Source organism: Novosphingobium sp. CF614, assembly GCF_900113255.1.
In the GTDB taxonomy this organism is placed as follows: Bacteria; Pseudomonadota; Alphaproteobacteria; order Sphingomonadales; family Sphingomonadaceae; genus Novosphingobium.
In genome coordinates this window covers 143,238-159,372 of record NZ_FOOR01000001.1, presented here as the reverse complement: position 1 = coordinate 159,372, position 16,135 = coordinate 143,238, and the positions used below count along the sequence as shown (strand labels likewise).

Annotated in this window: 18 protein-coding genes; 10 read left to right on the top strand and 8 right to left on the bottom strand. The window is 65.6% G+C overall.

What is annotated here, in order from left to right:
• Positions 1-17: 17 nt before the first annotated feature.
• A complete protein-coding gene (locus BM052_RS00715) occupies positions 18-1,142 on the bottom strand; it encodes a helix-turn-helix domain-containing protein (RefSeq protein WP_255405868.1) in 1,125 nt (374 codons plus the stop codon).
• On the opposite strand from BM052_RS00715, the gene hisN reads away from it, so the two are divergent.
• The 9 genes from hisN (at position 1,141) to BM052_RS00670 (ending at position 8,997) form a co-directional block, all read left to right on the top strand.
• Positions 1,141-1,923, top strand: a complete 783-nt coding sequence (hisN, locus tag BM052_RS00710; protein ID WP_091142074.1) for a histidinol-phosphatase — start codon at positions 1,141-1,143, stop codon at positions 1,921-1,923. The genes BM052_RS00715 and hisN overlap by 2 nt on opposite strands.
• The gene (locus BM052_RS00705) at positions 1,907-2,377 is read left to right on the top strand and encodes a gamma-glutamylcyclotransferase family protein (protein ID WP_255405867.1); all 471 of its coding nucleotides are present in this window, start codon (positions 1,907-1,909) and stop codon (positions 2,375-2,377) included. Before hisN ends, BM052_RS00705 begins: the two co-directional genes overlap by 17 nt.
• A 109-nt stretch (positions 2,378-2,486) precedes the next feature.
• A complete protein-coding gene (gene rpmI, locus BM052_RS00700; RefSeq protein WP_091142070.1) occupies positions 2,487-2,690 on the top strand; it encodes a 50S ribosomal protein L35 in 204 nt (67 codons plus the stop codon).
• A gap of 13 nt (positions 2,691-2,703) precedes the next feature.
• On the top strand, positions 2,704-3,063 hold the full coding sequence (rplT, locus tag BM052_RS00695; protein ID WP_091142069.1) for a 50S ribosomal protein L20: 360 nt from the start codon (positions 2,704-2,706) through the stop codon (positions 3,061-3,063).
• A 146-nt stretch (positions 3,064-3,209) separates the two neighbouring features.
• Entirely contained in the window at positions 3,210-3,542 is a 333-nt protein-coding gene (locus tag BM052_RS00690) for a GIY-YIG nuclease family protein (RefSeq protein WP_091142067.1), read from the top strand.
• 43 nt (positions 3,543-3,585) lie between these two features.
• Entirely contained in the window at positions 3,586-4,740 is a 1,155-nt protein-coding gene (gene pheS, locus BM052_RS00685; RefSeq protein ID WP_091142066.1) for a phenylalanine--tRNA ligase subunit alpha, read from the top strand.
• Between the two features lie 17 nt (positions 4,741-4,757).
• Positions 4,758-7,184: a phenylalanine--tRNA ligase subunit beta gene (pheT, locus tag BM052_RS00680; RefSeq protein WP_091142064.1), complete on the top strand. Its 2,427-nt coding sequence runs from the start codon at positions 4,758-4,760 to the stop codon at positions 7,182-7,184.
• A 151-nt stretch (positions 7,185-7,335) separates the two neighbouring features.
• Entirely contained in the window at positions 7,336-8,229 is an 894-nt protein-coding gene (locus BM052_RS00675; RefSeq protein ID WP_091142063.1) for an aldose 1-epimerase family protein, read from the top strand.
• Between the two features lie 15 nt (positions 8,230-8,244).
• Entirely contained in the window at positions 8,245-8,997 is a 753-nt protein-coding gene (locus BM052_RS00670; RefSeq protein WP_091142061.1) for an SDR family NAD(P)-dependent oxidoreductase, read from the top strand.
• Here BM052_RS00670 and BM052_RS00665 read toward each other — a convergent pair.
• The 7 genes from BM052_RS00665 to BM052_RS00635 form a co-directional block, all read right to left on the bottom strand.
• Positions 8,994-9,332 carry a P-II family nitrogen regulator gene (locus tag BM052_RS00665; protein ID WP_091142059.1) on the bottom strand — a complete coding sequence of 113 codons (339 nt, stop codon included), beginning with the start codon at positions 9,330-9,332 and terminating at the stop codon, positions 8,994-8,996. The two genes, BM052_RS00670 and BM052_RS00665, sit on opposite strands and share 4 nt — an antisense overlap.
• Before the next feature lie 238 nt (positions 9,333-9,570).
• Positions 9,571-10,998, bottom strand: coding sequence for an ammonium transporter (locus BM052_RS00660; RefSeq protein WP_091142057.1), 1,428 nt, complete (start codon positions 10,996-10,998; stop codon positions 9,571-9,573).
• Between the two features lie 14 nt (positions 10,999-11,012).
• A complete protein-coding gene (locus BM052_RS00655; protein WP_007687500.1) occupies positions 11,013-11,351 on the bottom strand; it encodes a P-II family nitrogen regulator in 339 nt (112 codons plus the stop codon).
• 150 nt (positions 11,352-11,501) lie between these two features.
• Complete coding sequence (locus BM052_RS00650; RefSeq protein WP_091142976.1) at positions 11,502-12,206, bottom strand: endonuclease/exonuclease/phosphatase family protein; 705 nt, start codon at positions 12,204-12,206, stop codon at positions 11,502-11,504.
• 8 nt (positions 12,207-12,214) lie between these two features.
• Positions 12,215-12,793 (bottom strand): pyridoxamine 5'-phosphate oxidase family protein, encoded by a 579-nt coding sequence (locus tag BM052_RS00645; RefSeq protein WP_091142056.1) that lies wholly within the window; start codon positions 12,791-12,793, stop codon positions 12,215-12,217.
• Between the two features lie 19 nt (positions 12,794-12,812).
• Positions 12,813-14,348 carry a peptide chain release factor 3 gene (locus tag BM052_RS00640; RefSeq protein ID WP_091142054.1) on the bottom strand — a complete coding sequence of 512 codons (1,536 nt, stop codon included), beginning with the start codon at positions 14,346-14,348 and terminating at the stop codon, positions 12,813-12,815.
• Between the two features lie 169 nt (positions 14,349-14,517).
• Positions 14,518-14,946: a protein tyrosine phosphatase family protein gene (locus BM052_RS00635; RefSeq protein ID WP_091142053.1), complete on the bottom strand. Its 429-nt coding sequence runs from the start codon at positions 14,944-14,946 to the stop codon at positions 14,518-14,520.
• A gap of 309 nt (positions 14,947-15,255) precedes the next feature.
• Between BM052_RS00635 and BM052_RS20375 the strand changes: the two genes are divergently transcribed.
• A complete protein-coding gene (locus BM052_RS20375) occupies positions 15,256-16,020 on the top strand; it encodes a cold-shock protein (protein ID WP_091142051.1) in 765 nt (254 codons plus the stop codon).
• Positions 16,021-16,135: the final 115 nt, after the last annotated feature.

Below are 16,135 nucleotides of genomic sequence, written 5' to 3'. Positions count from 1 at the left end.
GCCCGGGGGCTTCCACCCTATTCCCAGGGCCTGGCCTGGCCGGGCTCGATCCTGTGAAGCGCTTCCAGCCGCCGTGCCTGCCGCGATTCGAGCGCGAGCGTAAGGATGGGCTGCGGCGTCGCCACGAACTGGCGCGGCGACATTCCGAAAAATTCGGTGAACTCGTGGATCAGGTGGCTTTCGTCGTAATAGCGAAGCACCATCTCCTCGCCTTCCTCCGAATCGGCGACACCCCGTAAGTGGCTGGCCATGTCGAGCGCGCGGGCCCGCCGCAGGACCTGCTTGGGCGGCATGCCGAAGTCGCGGTTGACGATCCGCTCCAGCTTGCGGCGCTCGACCCCGCATAGTTGGGCCGCTTCGCTCACCGTCATGCCGGGGTTGCTGAACGTGATCTCCTCAAAGCGGGAGGCAATCGGATCGGGCTCCACGCGGCCAATGTGGTCCACGCGTTTTCGCACCAGGTTCTCTATCGTCCGCAGCCATTCCTCGGGCGTGGCGTCCGTTTCGAGTTTCTCCAAGACCTTTTCCCAGGGAATGGTCACGGCGCTGGTCAGGATCAGGCGGTCGATGAAATCGCTGAGCCGCGGTCCGCGCAGCGCGGTGCAGGCCCCCGGGCGGATGGAGATGCCCACGCTGATGAAGCTGCCGGTCACGGTGATCGGCATGCGCTTCGATTGCGGGCCGAAGAACAGCGCGGCGCGTTCGAACGCTTCGGGTCCGGTCGCAGTTTGGGCCGTCCACTTTCCGGCGAGCTGTATCCGCACGCAGGCCGTATCGTTGAACAGGCCGCACGACAGCACGTAGTCATCCGGCGCGACAACCTTGGTCACATAGAGGCGTGCGATCCAGGGCGCCAGATCAGGCGCCGGAGCGCGATTGTAAGACAGGGGTTGCCCGTCTTTCGTGACTCCTTGTTCCGGCGCGATCGACGAATCGACAGCCGGGCGTTTTTTTCGGTTCATGCCCCCACTCTTGCCGCTGTCCCCAAAGCCTGCATTACGGTTCGAGGCGAGGCGCCGCAATGGCAGAAAACCCCCATGGACATGTGGTTGCCCACCATATTTCACACAACACACGATTGTTGTGCGATTGTTGAGAGGCGCCTTGACCAAAACGAGCGCGGATGGGCACAGGACGGCCATGAAGATCGAACAGGACATTGCCTTGGCGCTGCGGCTTGCCGATGCCGCCGGGGACGCGATTCGCCCCTATTTCCGCAACGGCTTGAGCGCCGAGCGCAAGGCCGACGCCACCCCGGTGACGATCGCCGACCAGGCGGCGGAGGAAGCCATGCGGCGGATTTTGAAAGCGGAAGCCGCGCGCGACACGATCATCGGCGAGGAGTTCGGCACGGACGAGGGGTCTTCCGTCCGGACCTGGGTGCTGGACCCGATCGATGGCACCGTCTCGTTCATTGCCGGACGGCCGATCTTCGGGACGCTGATCGCGCTGCTGGTCGATGGTTGGCCGGTCCTGGGGATCATCGACCAGCCGATCCTGGGAGAACGATGGATCGGCGCAAGCGGCCGGGCCACGACCTTCAACGGCCGCGAGGTGCGCACCCGTGCGTGCCGGGAACTGTCGGAAGCCATGCTGGCGACCACCGGCCCCCAGTATTTCGACGATCACCAGGGCGCGCACTTCATGGCCCTGGCGGCACGCACCGATCATCGGCGGATGATGATGGGCGGGGACTGCTACAACTATGGGTTGCTGGCCAGCGGGCAGATCGACCTGGTCTGCGAGGCGGGGCTGAAGCTGCATGACTGGGCGGCACTGGTTCCGGTGGTCGAGGGGGCCGGCGGGACGATGTGCGACTGGAACGGCGATCCGCTCAATGCCCGGTCCGACGGTCACGTCCTGGCGATCGGCGACCCGGCGCGGCTGGAAGACGTCGTGGAAGCACTTGCCTGCCATCATTGAGCCCGGTGTGCGGCAGCCCGTGCGCCTCTTCGTCTACGGGACGCTGCAGCCGCTGGCGGGCACGCGCATGGCGCGGTGGATCGCGGCGAGGCTGACGCGCGCGGAGCCGGCCTGCGTGCCCGGCAGGCTGTTCGCCGTCCGCGATGGCCGGGGCTGGTTTCCGGCGCTGGTGCCGGCGCGGTCGGCCGCGCGGGTGCGTGGGACCCTGTGCGAACTCATGCTCACGTCCGGTGAACTGGTGCTGCTGGACCGCTACGAGGGCATCGAATACCGGCGCGTCTGGCTGCCGGTGCGGATGGACGGGGGCAGCCGGATGCGCGCGCAGGCCTATCGGTGGCGCTTGGCCTTGCCGCCGAAATCTCCGATGATCGCGGGGGGCGATTTCCTCGACTGGCTGCGCCGGACCGGCCGGCAACCGTTCGAGGCCCTTGCCTTTCCGCCTTTCCCGCACTAAAGGCGCGCCCTTCAATCGACACGGTTGGGTCTTTCAAGAGATTCGCGGGTCGGCCTGGCGAAAAGGGCTGCCAGGGCTGACCGGACGTGTCCCTGAAAAGGAGACGAAAATGCCCAAGTTGAAGACCAAGAGCGGTGTGAAGAAGCGCTTCAAGCTCACCGCCACCGGCAAGGTGAAGCACGGCGTTGCCGGCAAGCGCCACCGCCTTATCAGCCATAACGGCAAGTACATCCGCCAGAATCGCGGCACTGAAGTGATTTCCGACGCTGACGCGAAGGTCATCAAGAAGTGGGCGCCCTACGGGCTGAACTGAGGAGCGCTAGCACATGAGCCGTATCAAGAGGGGTGTCACCACCCGCGCCAAGCACAAGCGGATCCTGGACCAGGCCAAGGGCTATCGGGGCCGCCGCAAGAACACCATCCGCGTCGCCCGCCAGGCCGTCGAGAAGGCCGGGCAGTACGCCTATCGCGACCGCAAGGTGAAGAAGCGGAGCTTCCGCGCCCTGTGGATCCAGCGCATCAACGCCGCCGTCCGCGCCGAGGGCCTGACCTATTCGCAGTTCATTCACGGCGCCAAGCTCGCCGGGATCGAGCTGGACCGCAAGGCGATGGCCGATCTCGCGATGAACGAGGGCGGGGTCTTTACCGCCGTCATCGCGCAGGCGAAGGCGGCGCTGCCGGCGTAATCACGCCGACACGAAGGTTTCGTTTCTAGGCGCGAATAATGGGGCGTGGATGGCGGGTGCCGTCCGCGCCCTTTTCGCGTAACGTGAATATCCCCTTTGATTTCGGCATTCCCGCGCAGGCGGGAACCCATCTTCGGAGGGTGCGGATGCGGGATACGTTTCAGCCGACAGTCTACCTCCTGGCTTCGCACCGCCAAGGTACACTCTATGTCGGTGTCACGTCTGATCTGCTGCGGCGCTTGCATCAGCACCGGGAAGGCTTGATCGACGGCTTCACGAAGGACTACGGCGTCCACCGCCTCGTTTGGTTTGAACAGCATGGGACAATGGAGCACGCGATCACTCGTGAGAAACGGATCAAGAAGTGGAATCGTGCCTGGAAAATTGCCTTGATCGAAGCGGCGAATCCGGACTGGCGCGATCTGGCGGTGGATTGGGGCTTCGATCCTCTGTCATCGCACCGGATTGTCAGGGGATAGGGCAGGAGATGGGTTCCCGCCTGCGCGGGAATGACGAGGTATTATGGAAGACGTAGAACTCAGGAAGCTGGACGAGATCCTTGATTTGGGCGTCACGTCCGAACAGTATCACTCCACGCGGCGCAAAATATTGCAAGCGATTGAGGAAGCGGGAACGCTCGTCGATCTGGAGAGGGAACGGATAGCCAGCCTCGGTAAGGCAGGTGTAGTCAGTCAGTGGCTGAAGTTGATTGGAACCGTTCCGCCTGAAAATCGGCCGTTCGTTTCCAGCCGTTTCAACCGATTGAAGGACGAAATCACTTCTGCGCTTGCCGCGCGCAGAGCCATGCTCGAAGCCGCCGCGCTAGATGCCCGTCTCGCCGCCGAGACCATCGACCTCTCGCTGCCCGCGCCCGAAGCGCCGAAAGGTTCGGTCCATCCGATCTCACAGGTCATGGACGAACTGGCCGAGATTTTCGCCGACATGGGCTTCGCCGTCGCCACCGGTCCCGAGATCGAGGACGACTGGCACAACTTCACGGCGCTCAACATGCCCGAAAGCCATCCGGCGCGCGCGATGCACGATACTTTCTATTTCCCCGACCGCAACGGAGGCGGGCGTGAGATGCTGCTGCGCACGCACACCTCGCCAGTGCAGATCCGCTCGATGCTGGCGCAAGGCGCGCCGCTGCGCGTGATCGCGCCGGGCCGGGTCTACCGTTCGGACAGCGACGCCACGCACACGCCGATGTTCCACCAGATCGAAGGCCTGGTGATCGACAAGGGCATCCACCTGGGGCACCTCAAGTGGACGCTCGAGACGTTCCTCAAGGCCTTCTTCGAGCGCGACGACATCGTCCTGCGCCTGCGCCCCAGCTACTTCCCTTTCACCGAGCCTTCGGTCGAGGTCGACGTCGGCTACGCCAACGAGGGCGGCCGCCGCGTGGTCGGCGGTTCGGGAGACGCGCCGGGCCATGCCTGGATGGAAGTGCTGGGATCGGGCATGGTCAACCGCCGGGTGATAGAGGCCGGCGGGCTCGATCCGGACGCGTGGCAGGGCTTCGCCTTCGGCACCGGCGTCGATCGCCTCGCCATGCTGAAATACGGGATGGACGATTTGCGCGCCTTCTTCGACGGCGACGTGCGCTGGCTGTCCCACTATGGATTCTCCGCCCTCGACGTGCCGACCCTTTCGGGCGGCGTCGGCATGCCGGTCTGAGCGGAAGGAAGCAGGACATGAAATTTTCGCTTTCCTGGCTGAAGCAATACCTGGAAACCGAAGCGACGGTCGAGCAGGTCGCCGCCAGGCTCAACGCCATCGGCCTCGAGGTCGAGGGCATCGAGGATCCGGCGGCGAAGCTCTCCGGCTTTCGCGTGGCGCGCGTGCTGACCGCTGAAAGGCACCCGCAGGCGGACAAGCTGCAGGTGCTGACCGTGGACACCGGCGAAGGCGATCCGTTGCAGGTGGTCTGCGGCGCGCCCAATGCGCGCGCGGGGCTCGTCGGCGTGCTGGGCCTGCCCGGCGCGACGGTTCCGGCCAACGGCCTCGTCCTTCGCAAGTCGGCGATTCGCGGCGTCGAATCCAACGGCATGATGTGCTCGACCCGCGAGCTGGAGTTGGGCGAGGACCATGACGGCATCATCGAACTGCCCGCGGACGCGCCGGTCGGGATGGCCTTTGCCGAATACCATGGCGCCGATCCCGTGATCGAGGTGGCGGTCACGCCCAACCGGCCGGACTGCATGGGCATCTATGGCATCGCCCGCGATCTCGCGGCGGCGGGGCTGGGCACGCTTCAGCCGATCGGGGCACTGGATATCTCCGGCAGCTATCCTTGCCCGGTCGAAATCCGGACCGATGATCCCGAAGGCTGTCCCGCCTTTTATGGCCGAGTTATCCGGGGCGTGCGGAACGGTCCTTCGCCGCAGTGGCTGCAGGATCGGTTGAAATCCGCCGGCCAGCGGCCGATTTCGGCACTGGTCGATGCGACCAACTATATGATGCTGGCCCATGGCCGCCCGGCGCATGCCTATGACCTCGCGAAGCTGAACGGCCCGGTCGTCGCGCGCCGCGCGAAGGATGGCGAGACCGTGGCGGCGCTCAACGAGAAGACTTACACGCTCGACAGCGGCATGACCGTGATCGCCGATGACGGCGGGGTTCACGACATCGCCGGGATCATGGGCGGCGCGCATTCGGGATGCGGTGAGGAGACCACCGATGTCCTGCTCGAGATCGCCTATTTCGATCCCGAGCGGATCGCCGCGACCGGACGCAAGCTCAACCTCACCTCGGACGCGCGCAGCCGGTTCGAGCGCGGGATCGACCCGGGCTTTCTCGACACCGGCCTTGCCCACCTGACCGAGTTGATCCAGACGCTGTGCGGCGGCGAAGCTTCGGAAGTGATGCGCGCGGGTACGGCGCCGGATAGGCCCAGGATCGTCCACTTCGCGCCCGCGCTGGTCGAGAAACTCGGCGGCGTGCGGGTGGAGCCCGGCGAGCAGAAGCGTATCCTCGCCAGCCTCGGCTTCACGGTGGTGGGCGAGGAAGCGAACTGGGAGGAGGAGTGGGCGGTCACCGTCCCGGGCTGGCGCCCGGATATCGACGGCGCGCCGGACATCGTCGAGGAAGTCGTGCGCATCCACGGGCTCGACAAGGTGGAGAGCGTCGCGCTGCCGCGCGCGGACGGCGTCGCCCGGCCGACCGCCACCTCTGCCCAGAAACTGGAGCGCCGCGTGCGCCGCGCCGCCGCCGCGCGCGGGCTGCATGAGGCGGTTACATGGTCGTTTCTGCCGGAAGCCGATGCCGAAGTGTTCGCGCCCGGCAACGGCGGCCTGTGGCTGCTGTCGAACCCGATCAGCGAGGATATGAAGGCGATGCGCCCCTCGCTGCTGCCGGGACTGCTTTCGGCGGCCAGGCGCAATCTCGATCGTGGCGCTTCGTCATTGCGGCTGTTCGAAGTGGGCCGCCGCTATTTGCGCGGCGAGGCCGGAACAAGCGACGAGCGGCTGACCCTTGGCCTGGTGCTGGCGGGCGAGAAGACCCCGCGCGGCTGGGTGACCGGCAAGGCCGCGCCCTTCGATGCCTATGACGCCAAGGCCGAAGTCCTGGCGCTTCTCGCCGAGGCGGGTGCTCCGGTCGAAAAGCTGCAAGTCATGATCCCTGACGCGCTTGGGCCCGGACCGCAATTCCACCCCGGCCAGTCGGCGACGCTGCGGCTTGGCCCGAAGAACGTGCTCGCCCGTTTCGGCATGCTGCATCCCCAGGTGGCGAAGCATTTCGATGTCGAGGGCCCGGTCGCGGTGGCCGAACTCTACCTCGACGCGATCCCCGGCAGGAAGGGTGCCGCCGGCTTCGCGCGCAGCCACTACGCGCCGCCGGCGTTGCAGGCGCTGACGCGCGACTACGCCTTCCTGGTGCCCGCCGGTCTTCCGGCCGGGGACCTGGTGCGCGTGGTGCAAGGCGCGGACAAGGCGAACATCGCCGCCGCGCGGCTCTTCGATGATTTCCGGGGGCAGGGCGTGCCGGAAGGACAGAAGTCGCTGGCGCTCGAAGTCACGCTCCAGCCGCTGGAGAAGAGCTATCAGGAAGCGGACCTCAAGGCGATCACCGACAAAGTGACGGCGGCGGCGGCGAAGCTGGGTGCGGTGCTCCGGGGCTAGGGTGAGGAACCCGACGTCCGAAACAAGACCCGCTCGTCCAGAGCCAGTCGATGCTCCACGGCGTGGGAAGGTTCCATCCCTGTTCAACTTGTTTCGGCACTCGCCGTAGCCCATTCTCCGATCGCCTCGCGGCGAGAAATGGACCTGGAACATGACAGCTGACACCGAACTGCTCGCGATCACCTCCGGCGAACTCACCGCCCGGATCAATCCTTTCGGCGCCGAGCTATGGTCGCTGACGGACGCGCTCGGGCGCGAGTACATGACCGATGCCGATCCGGCGTTCTGGACGGGCCATGCGCCGCTGTTGTTCCCGATCGTCGGCGGTCTCAATGCCGGGCGTTACCGGCTGGACGGGCGGGAGTACGCGCTGCCCAAGCATGGCTTCGCGCGTCATTCGCGGTTCGAGGTGGTCGATACCGGCGAAAGCCATGCGCGCTTGCGGCTGCGCGATAGCGACGAGACGCGAGGGGCCTATCCTTTCGCATTCGAGCTGGAGATGGGCTTCCGCCTTGACCGGGCCACGCTTCACATGGCGGCCACGGTCCGGAATCCCGGCGCGGCGCCGCTGCCGTTCAGCATCGGCTTTCACCCCGCTTTCGCCTGGCCGCTGCCAGGCGGGGCCGCGAAGGCCGATCACGTGATTGCATTCGCCGAGCCCGAGCCGCAGCCGATCCGCCGCATCGATGCGGAAAGCGGCCTGCTCCTGCCCGAGCCGGTGCCGACCCCGGTCGAGGGGCACCACCTCGCGCTCGATGCATCGCTGTTCGAAGCCGATGCGATGATCTGGGACGGCCTGAACAGCCGCTCGCTGACCTTTGGCACGCCCGGCGGCAGGCAGCTTGCCATCGCCTTCCCGGACACGCCGATGCTGGGCATCTGGCAGAAGCCGGGCGCACCGTATTTGTGCATCGAACCCTGGCAGGGCCATGCCGACCCGGCGGGCTTCGCCGGCGATTTCCGGGACAAGCCCGGGGTGGTCCTACTGGAACCCGGCGCGGCGCGCGGTTTCCGCATGGACGTGACGGTCCTGTCAGCCGATTGAAGGAGACCAGCAGCGATGAAGACCGTACTCGTCACCGGCGCCACCTCCGGGATCGGCGAAGCCTGCGCGCGTGCCTTCGCCGGGGCGGGATGGCGCGTCGTCGGCACCGGACGCCGTGCCGATCGCCTGCGGGCGCTGGTGGACGATCTGGGCGCGGATTGCTTTCACCCTTGCGTGTTCGACGTGCGCGACGAGGCGATGCGTGACGCGGCGCTGGATGCGCTGCCGGAAGGCTTCGCGGGCATCGACTGCCTCGTCAACAACGCCGGTCTCGCGCTCGGCGCCGCGCCGGCGCAGCAGTCGAACCTCGGCGACTGGAAGACGATGATCGAAACCAACGTCACTGCGCTGGCCTCGCTGACCCACAAGCTGCTGCCCGTCTTGATCGCGCGCAAGGGGGCCGTCATCATGCTCTCCTCGGTCGCGGCGACTTATCCCTACGTCGGCGGCAACGTTTACGGCGGCACCAAGGCCTTCGTGCGCCAGTTCGCGCTTGGCCTGCGTTCGGATCTTTCGGGCACCGGCGTGCGTGTCACCTCGATCGAGCCCGGAATGGTCGAAACCGAATTCACGCTGGTGCGCAACGGGGGCGACCGGATGGCCGCGGACAAGCTCTATGCCGGCGTGAACCCGCTGACCGGAGCCGATATCGCCGAGACCGTCCTGTGGGTGGCCTCGCTGCCACCGCACATGAACATCAACGCGCTGGAGATCATGCCGGTAAACCAGTCCTTCGCCGGCTTTCAGGTGGCCCGGACGGATACTTAAAGCGCGAGTTCGCCCCGCTCGCCGGTGCGGATGCGCACCGCGTCGGCGAGTTCGAACACGAAGATCTTGCCGTCCCCGATTTCCCCGTTGTTGGCGGACTGGAGGATGACCTCCACGACTTTGTCCTCAAGCGTGTCGGGCACAGCCAGTTCTAGCTTGAGCTTGGGCAGCATGCTTGAGACGTATTCGGCCCCGCGATAGACTTCGGTCTGGCCCTTCTGGCGTCCGATGCCGCTGACTTCGGTGACTGTCAGTCCCGATACGCCCGACGCGGCGAGCGCCTCCTTCACCTCGGTGAATTTGAACGGCTTGATGATGGCGACGATGAATTTCATGCTGCCCCCTGCTTTCCGGAGCCCTGCTCCGATCCAGCCGCGCGCAGCTTTTCACATTGGCGGCATGCAGACAAAGGAAAACTGATCGCTGGCGCCCGGCCGGGCGAAACGGGCATGAAAAAAGGGCCGGAGCGGCTGGCTCCGGCCCATTGAGTTTGTGTTCGCAGGAGGAACACCGGTTGGCGACGGCAGGTGGGAGGAGAGGAGGAAGTACCCGCCGCCGCCAAACTCGAGATACTTACATATTGTAGGCGCGCTCACCGTGGCTGGTGATGTCGAGGCCCTGGTTCTCTTCGTCCTCGGCCGGGCGCAGACCGATGGTCTTGCCGACGATGAAGAAGATGACCGCGGAGATGACACCGGACCAGGCGAGCGTGAACAGCACGGCCTTGGCCTGGATAATCAGCTGGTTGCCGATCGAGTAGCTCGACGGATCGAACGCGGCCGGGAACTGCGTGTAGTCGAACACGCCCTGACCGCCCAGCGAAGGAGCCGCGACGATCGCGGTGCCGAGTGCGCCGACGATGCCGCCGATGCAGTGGACGCCGAACACGTCCAGGCTGTCGTCATAGCCGAACATGCCCTTCACCTTGACGACGAAGAGGTAGCAGATCGGGGAAACGACGAAGCCAAGCACGATCGAGGTCATCGGAGCGGCATAGCCGGAGGCCGGCGTGATCGCGACGAGACCGGCGACCGCGCCGGTCGCGGCACCGAGCATGCTGGGCTTGCCGTGGTGGATCTGCTCGACCAGCGACCAGCTGACCGCGGCGGCGCAAGTGGCGACCATGGTGTTGATGAAGGCGACCGCGGTCACGCCGTTCGCTTCGAGGTTGGAGCCGGCGTTGAAGCCGAACCAGCCCACCCACAGCAGCGAGGCGCCGATCATGGTCATCACCAGCGAGTGCGGCGGCATCGGTTCCTTGGGGTAGCCAACGCGCTTGCCGATCATCAGGCAGCCCACCAGGCCGGCGATACCGGCATTGATGTGAACGACGGTGCCGCCGGCGAAGTCAAGGGCGCCCCAGCCCCAGAGCAAGCCGTAGTCGGTCGGTGCGTCGGCCAGGAAGTCCGGGCCGGCCCAGTACCACACCATGTGAGCCATGGGGTAGTAGACGAGGATCGACCAGAGCACGACGAAGATCATCAGGCCGCTGAACTTCACGCGTTCGGCGAAGGCGCCGACGATCAGGGCGGGCGTAATCATCGCGAAGGTCATCTGGAAGACGACGAAGCACAGTTCGGGGATATAGATGTTGTTGCTGAACGTGGCGCCCAGCGTGGTTCCGTCCACGCCCATCAGCATGGCCTTGGAGAAGCCGCCGAAGAAGTGGTTTTCACCGCCCGAGGTGAACGCCATCGAATAACCGACGCAGCACCACAGCAGGCCGGCGACCGAGACGATCATGAAGACCTGCATGCACAGGCTGAGCATGTTCTTGGCGCGCACGAGGCCGCCGTAGAAGAGCGCGAGGCCGGGGATGGACATCATCAGCACCAGCGCCGAACTGATGAGCATCCAGGTGGTGTCGCCCTTGTTCACCATGGTTGCCATCTGTTCGGCGGTCGGGGCTTTGATCGGGCCGGCGGCTTGCGCCCATGCGGCTGAAGACACGGCTAGCGACGCTATGGCAGCGCCGGCGCCGCTGAGAATCTTGCGGTTCATCGTGGATACCCCCCTCAAAGCGCTGTGTCGCCAGCTTCGCCGGTGCGGATGCGCACTGCGGAAGCGAGGTCGAGAACGAAAATCTTGCCGTCGCCGATGGCTTCGGTGCTCGCCACCTGCTGGATCGTTTCCACGATCTTCGGCGCCAGATCGTCAGGCGCGGCGACCTCGATCTTCACCTTCGGCAGCATGTTGGTCGAATATTCGGCCCCACGATAGATTTCCGTCTGGCCCTTCTGCCGGCCGAAGCCCTTCACTTCGGACACGGTCATGCCGGCGACGCCGATTGCGCCCAGCGCCTCTCGCACCTCGTCCAGCTTGAAGGGCTTGATGATGGCTATGATGAACTTCATGCCTATCCCCTGTTAGCCACCGGCCCAGCGCCGGCTGGAGCTACGCTAAGCAAGGGATGTGCCAGTTTACCAATTGGCAAGATTCAAGGACCTGCACGCCCGGTCATCGCAGGAAAGCCACGATACGTCGCCCGATTCATGGGCACATGCCTATTTTTTGGGCACCGTAAGCGAGGCAAACACCGGCAAATGGTCAGAACCTGTCGCCGACGACGGGCTGTGGTGCACGTTGGTTTCCAGAATCTGCCATTCCGATGAAACAATGATGCGGTCGAGCTGCGCGATGGGATAGCGCGAGGGGAAACTGCGACCTGGCATGAGAACCCGCCAGGGGGCACCGAATTCACGCAGGCAACCGCCGCGTTGGGACCATTCGTTGAGGTCTCCCATCATCACCGTCGGCACGTGATCGTCGCAGGAGGCGCAATGCGCCAGCACGCTGCGCACCTGGTGGCGGCGGCGCAGGCCGGACAGGTCCAGGTGCATGCCCACCACCCGGAAGCGTCGCCCGTCGGCGGCCAGGTCGGCGCGGATCGCGCCGCGCGGCTCGAGCACGGGCAGGGGCACCGGCGCGGCTTCGATCAGGTCGATGCCCTTGCGCACCAGCAGGGCGTTGCCGTGCCAGCCCAGGCTGTCCGGCTTCATCGAGAGGGGGACCGGGCGATAGTCGGTCGTCTCGTGGATCGCGTCGAGCGGCAGCGCGGTCATGCGTCGTCCGAAGCGGCGGTCCACTTCCTGCAGCGCGACGACATCGGCGTCGATCTCACGCAGCACGGTCAGGATGCGTTCGGGATCACGCCGCCGGTCCAGCCCCACGGCCTTGTGGATATTGTAGCTGGCGACAGTAACCTTCACGGCCTGGATCAAACCGATCCGTCGGCAAGCGAGTCCCCCGCAATGTAGCGGTCGGTCGGGCGGCCGGGCAATCCGTCGATCGACCGGTCACGGGCCGCGTACCTCGCCGCCCAGGCTTCAGGATCCTGCTGGGCGTGGTACTTCGTCAGCGTCGTCCGCTCATGATCGAGCGTCATCACCGGCACGCCCCAGCCGCAACTCGTCTGTACGCTTTCCACCGCGATGTCGAAAATCTGCCGTGTCCCCGGGAGCAGCGTGAAATGGCGCGAAAGGTCCTGCCACTGCGGATCGGCCGGCAGCACCGGCCTCCCCCGGCCATAGATGCGCAGGATGAGCGCGGGCTGCTGGAAGTTGCACATCATGATCGTGATGCGTCCATCCGCCAGGAGATGGGCGTTGGTTTCGTTACCCGAACCGGCCAGATCGAGCCACGCCACGCGCTTCGGCCCGAGCACGCGGAAGCTGTCATAGCCTTTCGGACTCAGGTTGATCCGCGCATCGGGTGCGGCGGTGGCCACGAAAAAAACGGGCTGGCGCGCGATCATCGCGGCGTGATCGTCAGTGAGATGGTCGGTAAATTCAGCCATGGCCTTCGATTACGCCGTTTCAGCGCTCCTTGGTAGCGCTGAAGGTGAGGTCGGGATTGCGTTCCTGCTGATAGCCGACGTCCCAGGCGGACTTGGCCATGAACACTGGATCGCCGTCCCGGTCCTTGGCGAGGTTCATCTTGTTGAACTCGGCGAAGCTGCGCAGCGCCGCGTCGCTGCCCTTGAGCCAGCGCGCGGTATCGAAGGGCGAGGCTTCCAGCATCGCCTCGACCTTGTATTCCGCCTCCAGCCGGGAGATCAGCACGTCGAGCTGGAGCTGCCCGACCACGCCGACGATCCACTGCGAGCCGATCTCGGGATAGAACACCTGGATCACCCCTTCTTCGGACAGGTCGTCCAGGGCCTTGCGGAGCTGCTTGGTCTTGGTGGGGTCCTTGAGCGTGACGCGGCGCAGGATTTCCGGCGCGAAATTGGGCAGCCCGGTGAAGCGCACGTCGTTCCGTTCCGAAAGCGTGTCGCCCACCCGCAAGGTGCCGTGGTTGGGAATGCCGATGATGTCGCCCGGTTCGGCGCTGTCGGCGATCTCGCGGTCCTGCGCGAAGAACAGGATCGGCGAATGCACCGCGATCGGCTTGCCCAGCCCCGACGGCGTCAGCTTCATGCCGCGCCGGAAAGTGCCCGAAACCAGCCGCATGAAGGCGATGCGGTCGCGGTGCATCGGGTCCATGTTGGCCTGGACCTTGAAGATGAAGCCGGTGACTTCCTTGCGATCGGGCGCGATCGTGCCTTGCTCGGAAGGCTGCGGGCGCGGTGGCGGCGCGAACCGCGCGATGGCATCGATCAGTTCGGCGACGCCGAAGTTCTTGAGCGCGGAGCCGAAGTAGACCGGCGTCAGGTCGCCGCCGCGATAGGCTTCGAGATCGAACTCGGGATAGCCGGCCTGCGCCAGTTCCAGTTCCTCGGCGACCTCGCCGGGCAGCACCGCGCCTTCCTCGACCTTGCCGAGGAACTCCCTGCTGGGCCCTTCCGGACGGCTCACCTTGCCGCTGGCGATGTCCAGGATGCCCTGGAACAGTCCGCCCATGCCGACCGGCCAGGACATCGGGCAAACGTCCAGCGCCAGCATGTCGGCCACTTCGTCGAGCAGATCGAAACAGGCGCGCCCCTCGCGGTCGACTTTATTGACGAAAGTGATGATCGGCACTGAACGCAGGCGGCAGACCTCGAAGAGCTTGCGGGTCTGCGGCTCGATGCCCTTGGCGGCGTCGATCACCATGATCGCCGAATCGACCGCGGTCAGCGTGCGATAGGTGTCTTCCGAGAAATCCTCGTGGCCCGGGGTGTCGAGCAGGTTGAAGGTAATGCCGTCGCGCTCGAAAGTCATGACCGAGCTGGTTACCGAGATACCGCGCTGCTGCTCGATCTTCATCCAGTCGGACCGCGCGCGCCGCGCCTGCCCGCGCGCCTTCACTTCGCCGGCCAGGTGGATCGCGCCGCCTTGCAGCAGCAGCTTTTCGGTCAGCGTGGTCTTGCCCGCGTCCGGGTGCGAGATGATCGCGAAAGTCCGCCGGGAGGAATGGGTGCCTGTGCTCATGGCTGCGCCCCTAGCCTCCCGGCGGCGGACGGTCGAGAGGCTTGGCGGTTTGCGCCCTACTTGCGGCCTTCGGTGGACCGCGCAAGTAATACGATCTGTCACCCGCGCAAGTGACGGTATCGCTCCGGCAGGCGCGCGGCGCGCCGACGAGCCCCACCGGACGCAGGGTTCAGCCGCCGGCGGCGAGCATTTCGATCAGTTGGCGGATCGGCGTGATGTCGTAGCCGGCCGCAGCCGCCTTCGATGCGATCACGGCGGGGTTGTCTCCCGCCTTGGCGCGCGCGAGCGCCCATAGCAGCGTCGAGCGGGTGCCGGAGCGGCAATAGGCCAGGACCGGCCCTTCCGCGCTGTCCAAAGCCTCCCGCATGGCGTCCACCTGGGCCTGGCTGAAGCCGGCGTGAGTCACGGGAATCGCCACATAGTCGATTCCCGCCGCCTTTGCCGCGGCCTCGATCGCCGCGCCGGGGGTCTGGTCGTCGCTTTCCCCCTCGGGCCGGTTGTTGATGATCCGCACGATGCCGAGCGCCTTGGCCTCGGCGACGGCGTCGCTGCCGATCTGCGGGCTGGCGAATACGGTCTCGGTGATCTGGCGGAACATGGCTTGGCACTCTCCGTTTGCGAAAGTTGTCGGGGGCAGGTGAAGCACCGACCGGCGGTCTTCAAGACCCACTTGAACGAACAGGCAAGCCAAATCGTCGGCCAAACCGCTGGTTGAAATCGAATGCGAAGGCCTGGATCCCCTGAAAGGGCCCGTATTTCTGTTCGCTATTGGCCTTGAACTCGTGTAAGGCACATGATCGCAGGATAGGGTCGGGCCTTGCCCGGTCGCTTCTCCTGACGCCCGGCACGGCTCGTCCACGTGTCCGGGCGAATGCTTTTGGGGCGCAGCGAAGGTACGTTCGTAAAAATGGGTTTTGACAGAGGTCGTCGCGGAAGGGGACGCGACAAGCGGGATCGGTTCGGAGAGGACGAGTTCGATCCGTTCTTTGCCGGACAGGATCGTTTCGGTGGCCAGGATAGGTTTGGCGGCGGCGGCGACCGGTTCGCCGGAGGCGGCGGCGATGATCGCGGCGGCTTCGGCGGAGGCGCTCGCAGCGGCGGTGGCAGCTTCGGCGGCGGCGGCGGTCGCGGCGGCTTCGGGGGCGCTCCCCGTGGCGGCGGCGGAGGCGGCGGCATGCCTGCCCAGGTCGTCGGACAGGGCAAGGGCACCGTGAAATTCTTCAACGCGGCGAAGGGTTTCGGCTTCATCCAGCGTGACGAAGGCGGCGAGGATGTGTTCGTGCACATCAGCGCGGTCGAGCGTGCCGGCCTGGAAGGCCTGGCCGAGGGGCAGCAGCTGGAATTCCAGCTCGTCGATCGCGGCGGCAAGATCTCCGCCAGCGACCTCGTGGTCGTGGGCGACGTGATTCCGGTGGCCAAGCGGGAACCCGCGCCGCCGCAGCGCCAGCTCACGGGCGAGAAGGCGACCGGTACGGTCAAGTTCTTCAACTCGATGAAGGGCTTCGGCTTCATCACCCGTGATGATGGCCAGCCCGATGCGTTCGTGCACATCAGCGCGGTCGAACGTTCGGGCCTCTCGGGTCTCAACGAGGGTGATCGCGTGGAATTCGACATTGAGGTCGATCGACGAGGCAAGTACTCGGCGGTCAACCTTGTGCCGCGCCAGGGTTGATCCTGCCTGCACTGCCCCCGGCGGTTTGACCGGGCGGCTGCAAAAGCTTAAATGCGCGCAAATGGCGGTCCGGACAGGGCCGCCATTTGTCGTTTGCGATCTTCACTTCACTGAC

Excerpts from the sequence above, each read along its gene's own strand:
- BM052_RS00660 (WP_091142057.1), bottom strand. The coding sequence starts at position 10,998 with ATGAACCGCAAGATTCTCAGCGGCGCCGGCGCTGCCATAGCGTCGCTA.
- rpmI (WP_091142070.1), top strand. The coding sequence starts at position 2,487 with ATGCCCAAGTTGAAGACCAAGAGCGGTGTGAAGAAGCGCTTCAAGCTC.
- BM052_RS00675 (WP_091142063.1), top strand. The coding sequence starts at position 7,336 with ATGACAGCTGACACCGAACTGCTCGCGATCACCTCCGGCGAACTCACC.
- BM052_RS00665 (WP_091142059.1), bottom strand. The coding sequence starts at position 9,332 with ATGAAATTCATCGTCGCCATCATCAAGCCGTTCAAATTCACCGAGGTG.
- BM052_RS00635 (WP_091142053.1), bottom strand. The coding sequence starts at position 14,946 with ATGTTCCGCCAGATCACCGAGACCGTATTCGCCAGCCCGCAGATCGGC.
- BM052_RS00645 (WP_091142056.1), bottom strand. The coding sequence starts at position 12,793 with ATGGCTGAATTTACCGACCATCTCACTGACGATCACGCCGCGATGATC.
- BM052_RS00690 (WP_091142067.1), top strand. The coding sequence starts at position 3,210 with ATGCGGGATACGTTTCAGCCGACAGTCTACCTCCTGGCTTCGCACCGC.
- pheS (WP_091142066.1), top strand. The coding sequence starts at position 3,586 with ATGGAAGACGTAGAACTCAGGAAGCTGGACGAGATCCTTGATTTGGGC.
- BM052_RS20375 (WP_091142051.1), top strand. The coding sequence starts at position 15,256 with ATGGGTTTTGACAGAGGTCGTCGCGGAAGGGGACGCGACAAGCGGGAT.
- pheT (WP_091142064.1), top strand. The coding sequence starts at position 4,758 with ATGAAATTTTCGCTTTCCTGGCTGAAGCAATACCTGGAAACCGAAGCG.
- BM052_RS00655 (WP_007687500.1), bottom strand. The coding sequence starts at position 11,351 with ATGAAGTTCATCATAGCCATCATCAAGCCCTTCAAGCTGGACGAGGTG.
- BM052_RS00715 (WP_255405868.1), bottom strand. The coding sequence starts at position 1,142 with ATGGCCGTCCTGTGCCCATCCGCGCTCGTTTTGGTCAAGGCGCCTCTC.
- BM052_RS00640 (WP_091142054.1), bottom strand. The coding sequence starts at position 14,348 with ATGAGCACAGGCACCCATTCCTCCCGGCGGACTTTCGCGATCATCTCG.
- hisN (WP_091142074.1), top strand. The coding sequence starts at position 1,141 with ATGAAGATCGAACAGGACATTGCCTTGGCGCTGCGGCTTGCCGATGCC.
- BM052_RS00670 (WP_091142061.1), top strand. The coding sequence starts at position 8,245 with ATGAAGACCGTACTCGTCACCGGCGCCACCTCCGGGATCGGCGAAGCC.
- rplT (WP_091142069.1), top strand. The coding sequence starts at position 2,704 with ATGAGCCGTATCAAGAGGGGTGTCACCACCCGCGCCAAGCACAAGCGG.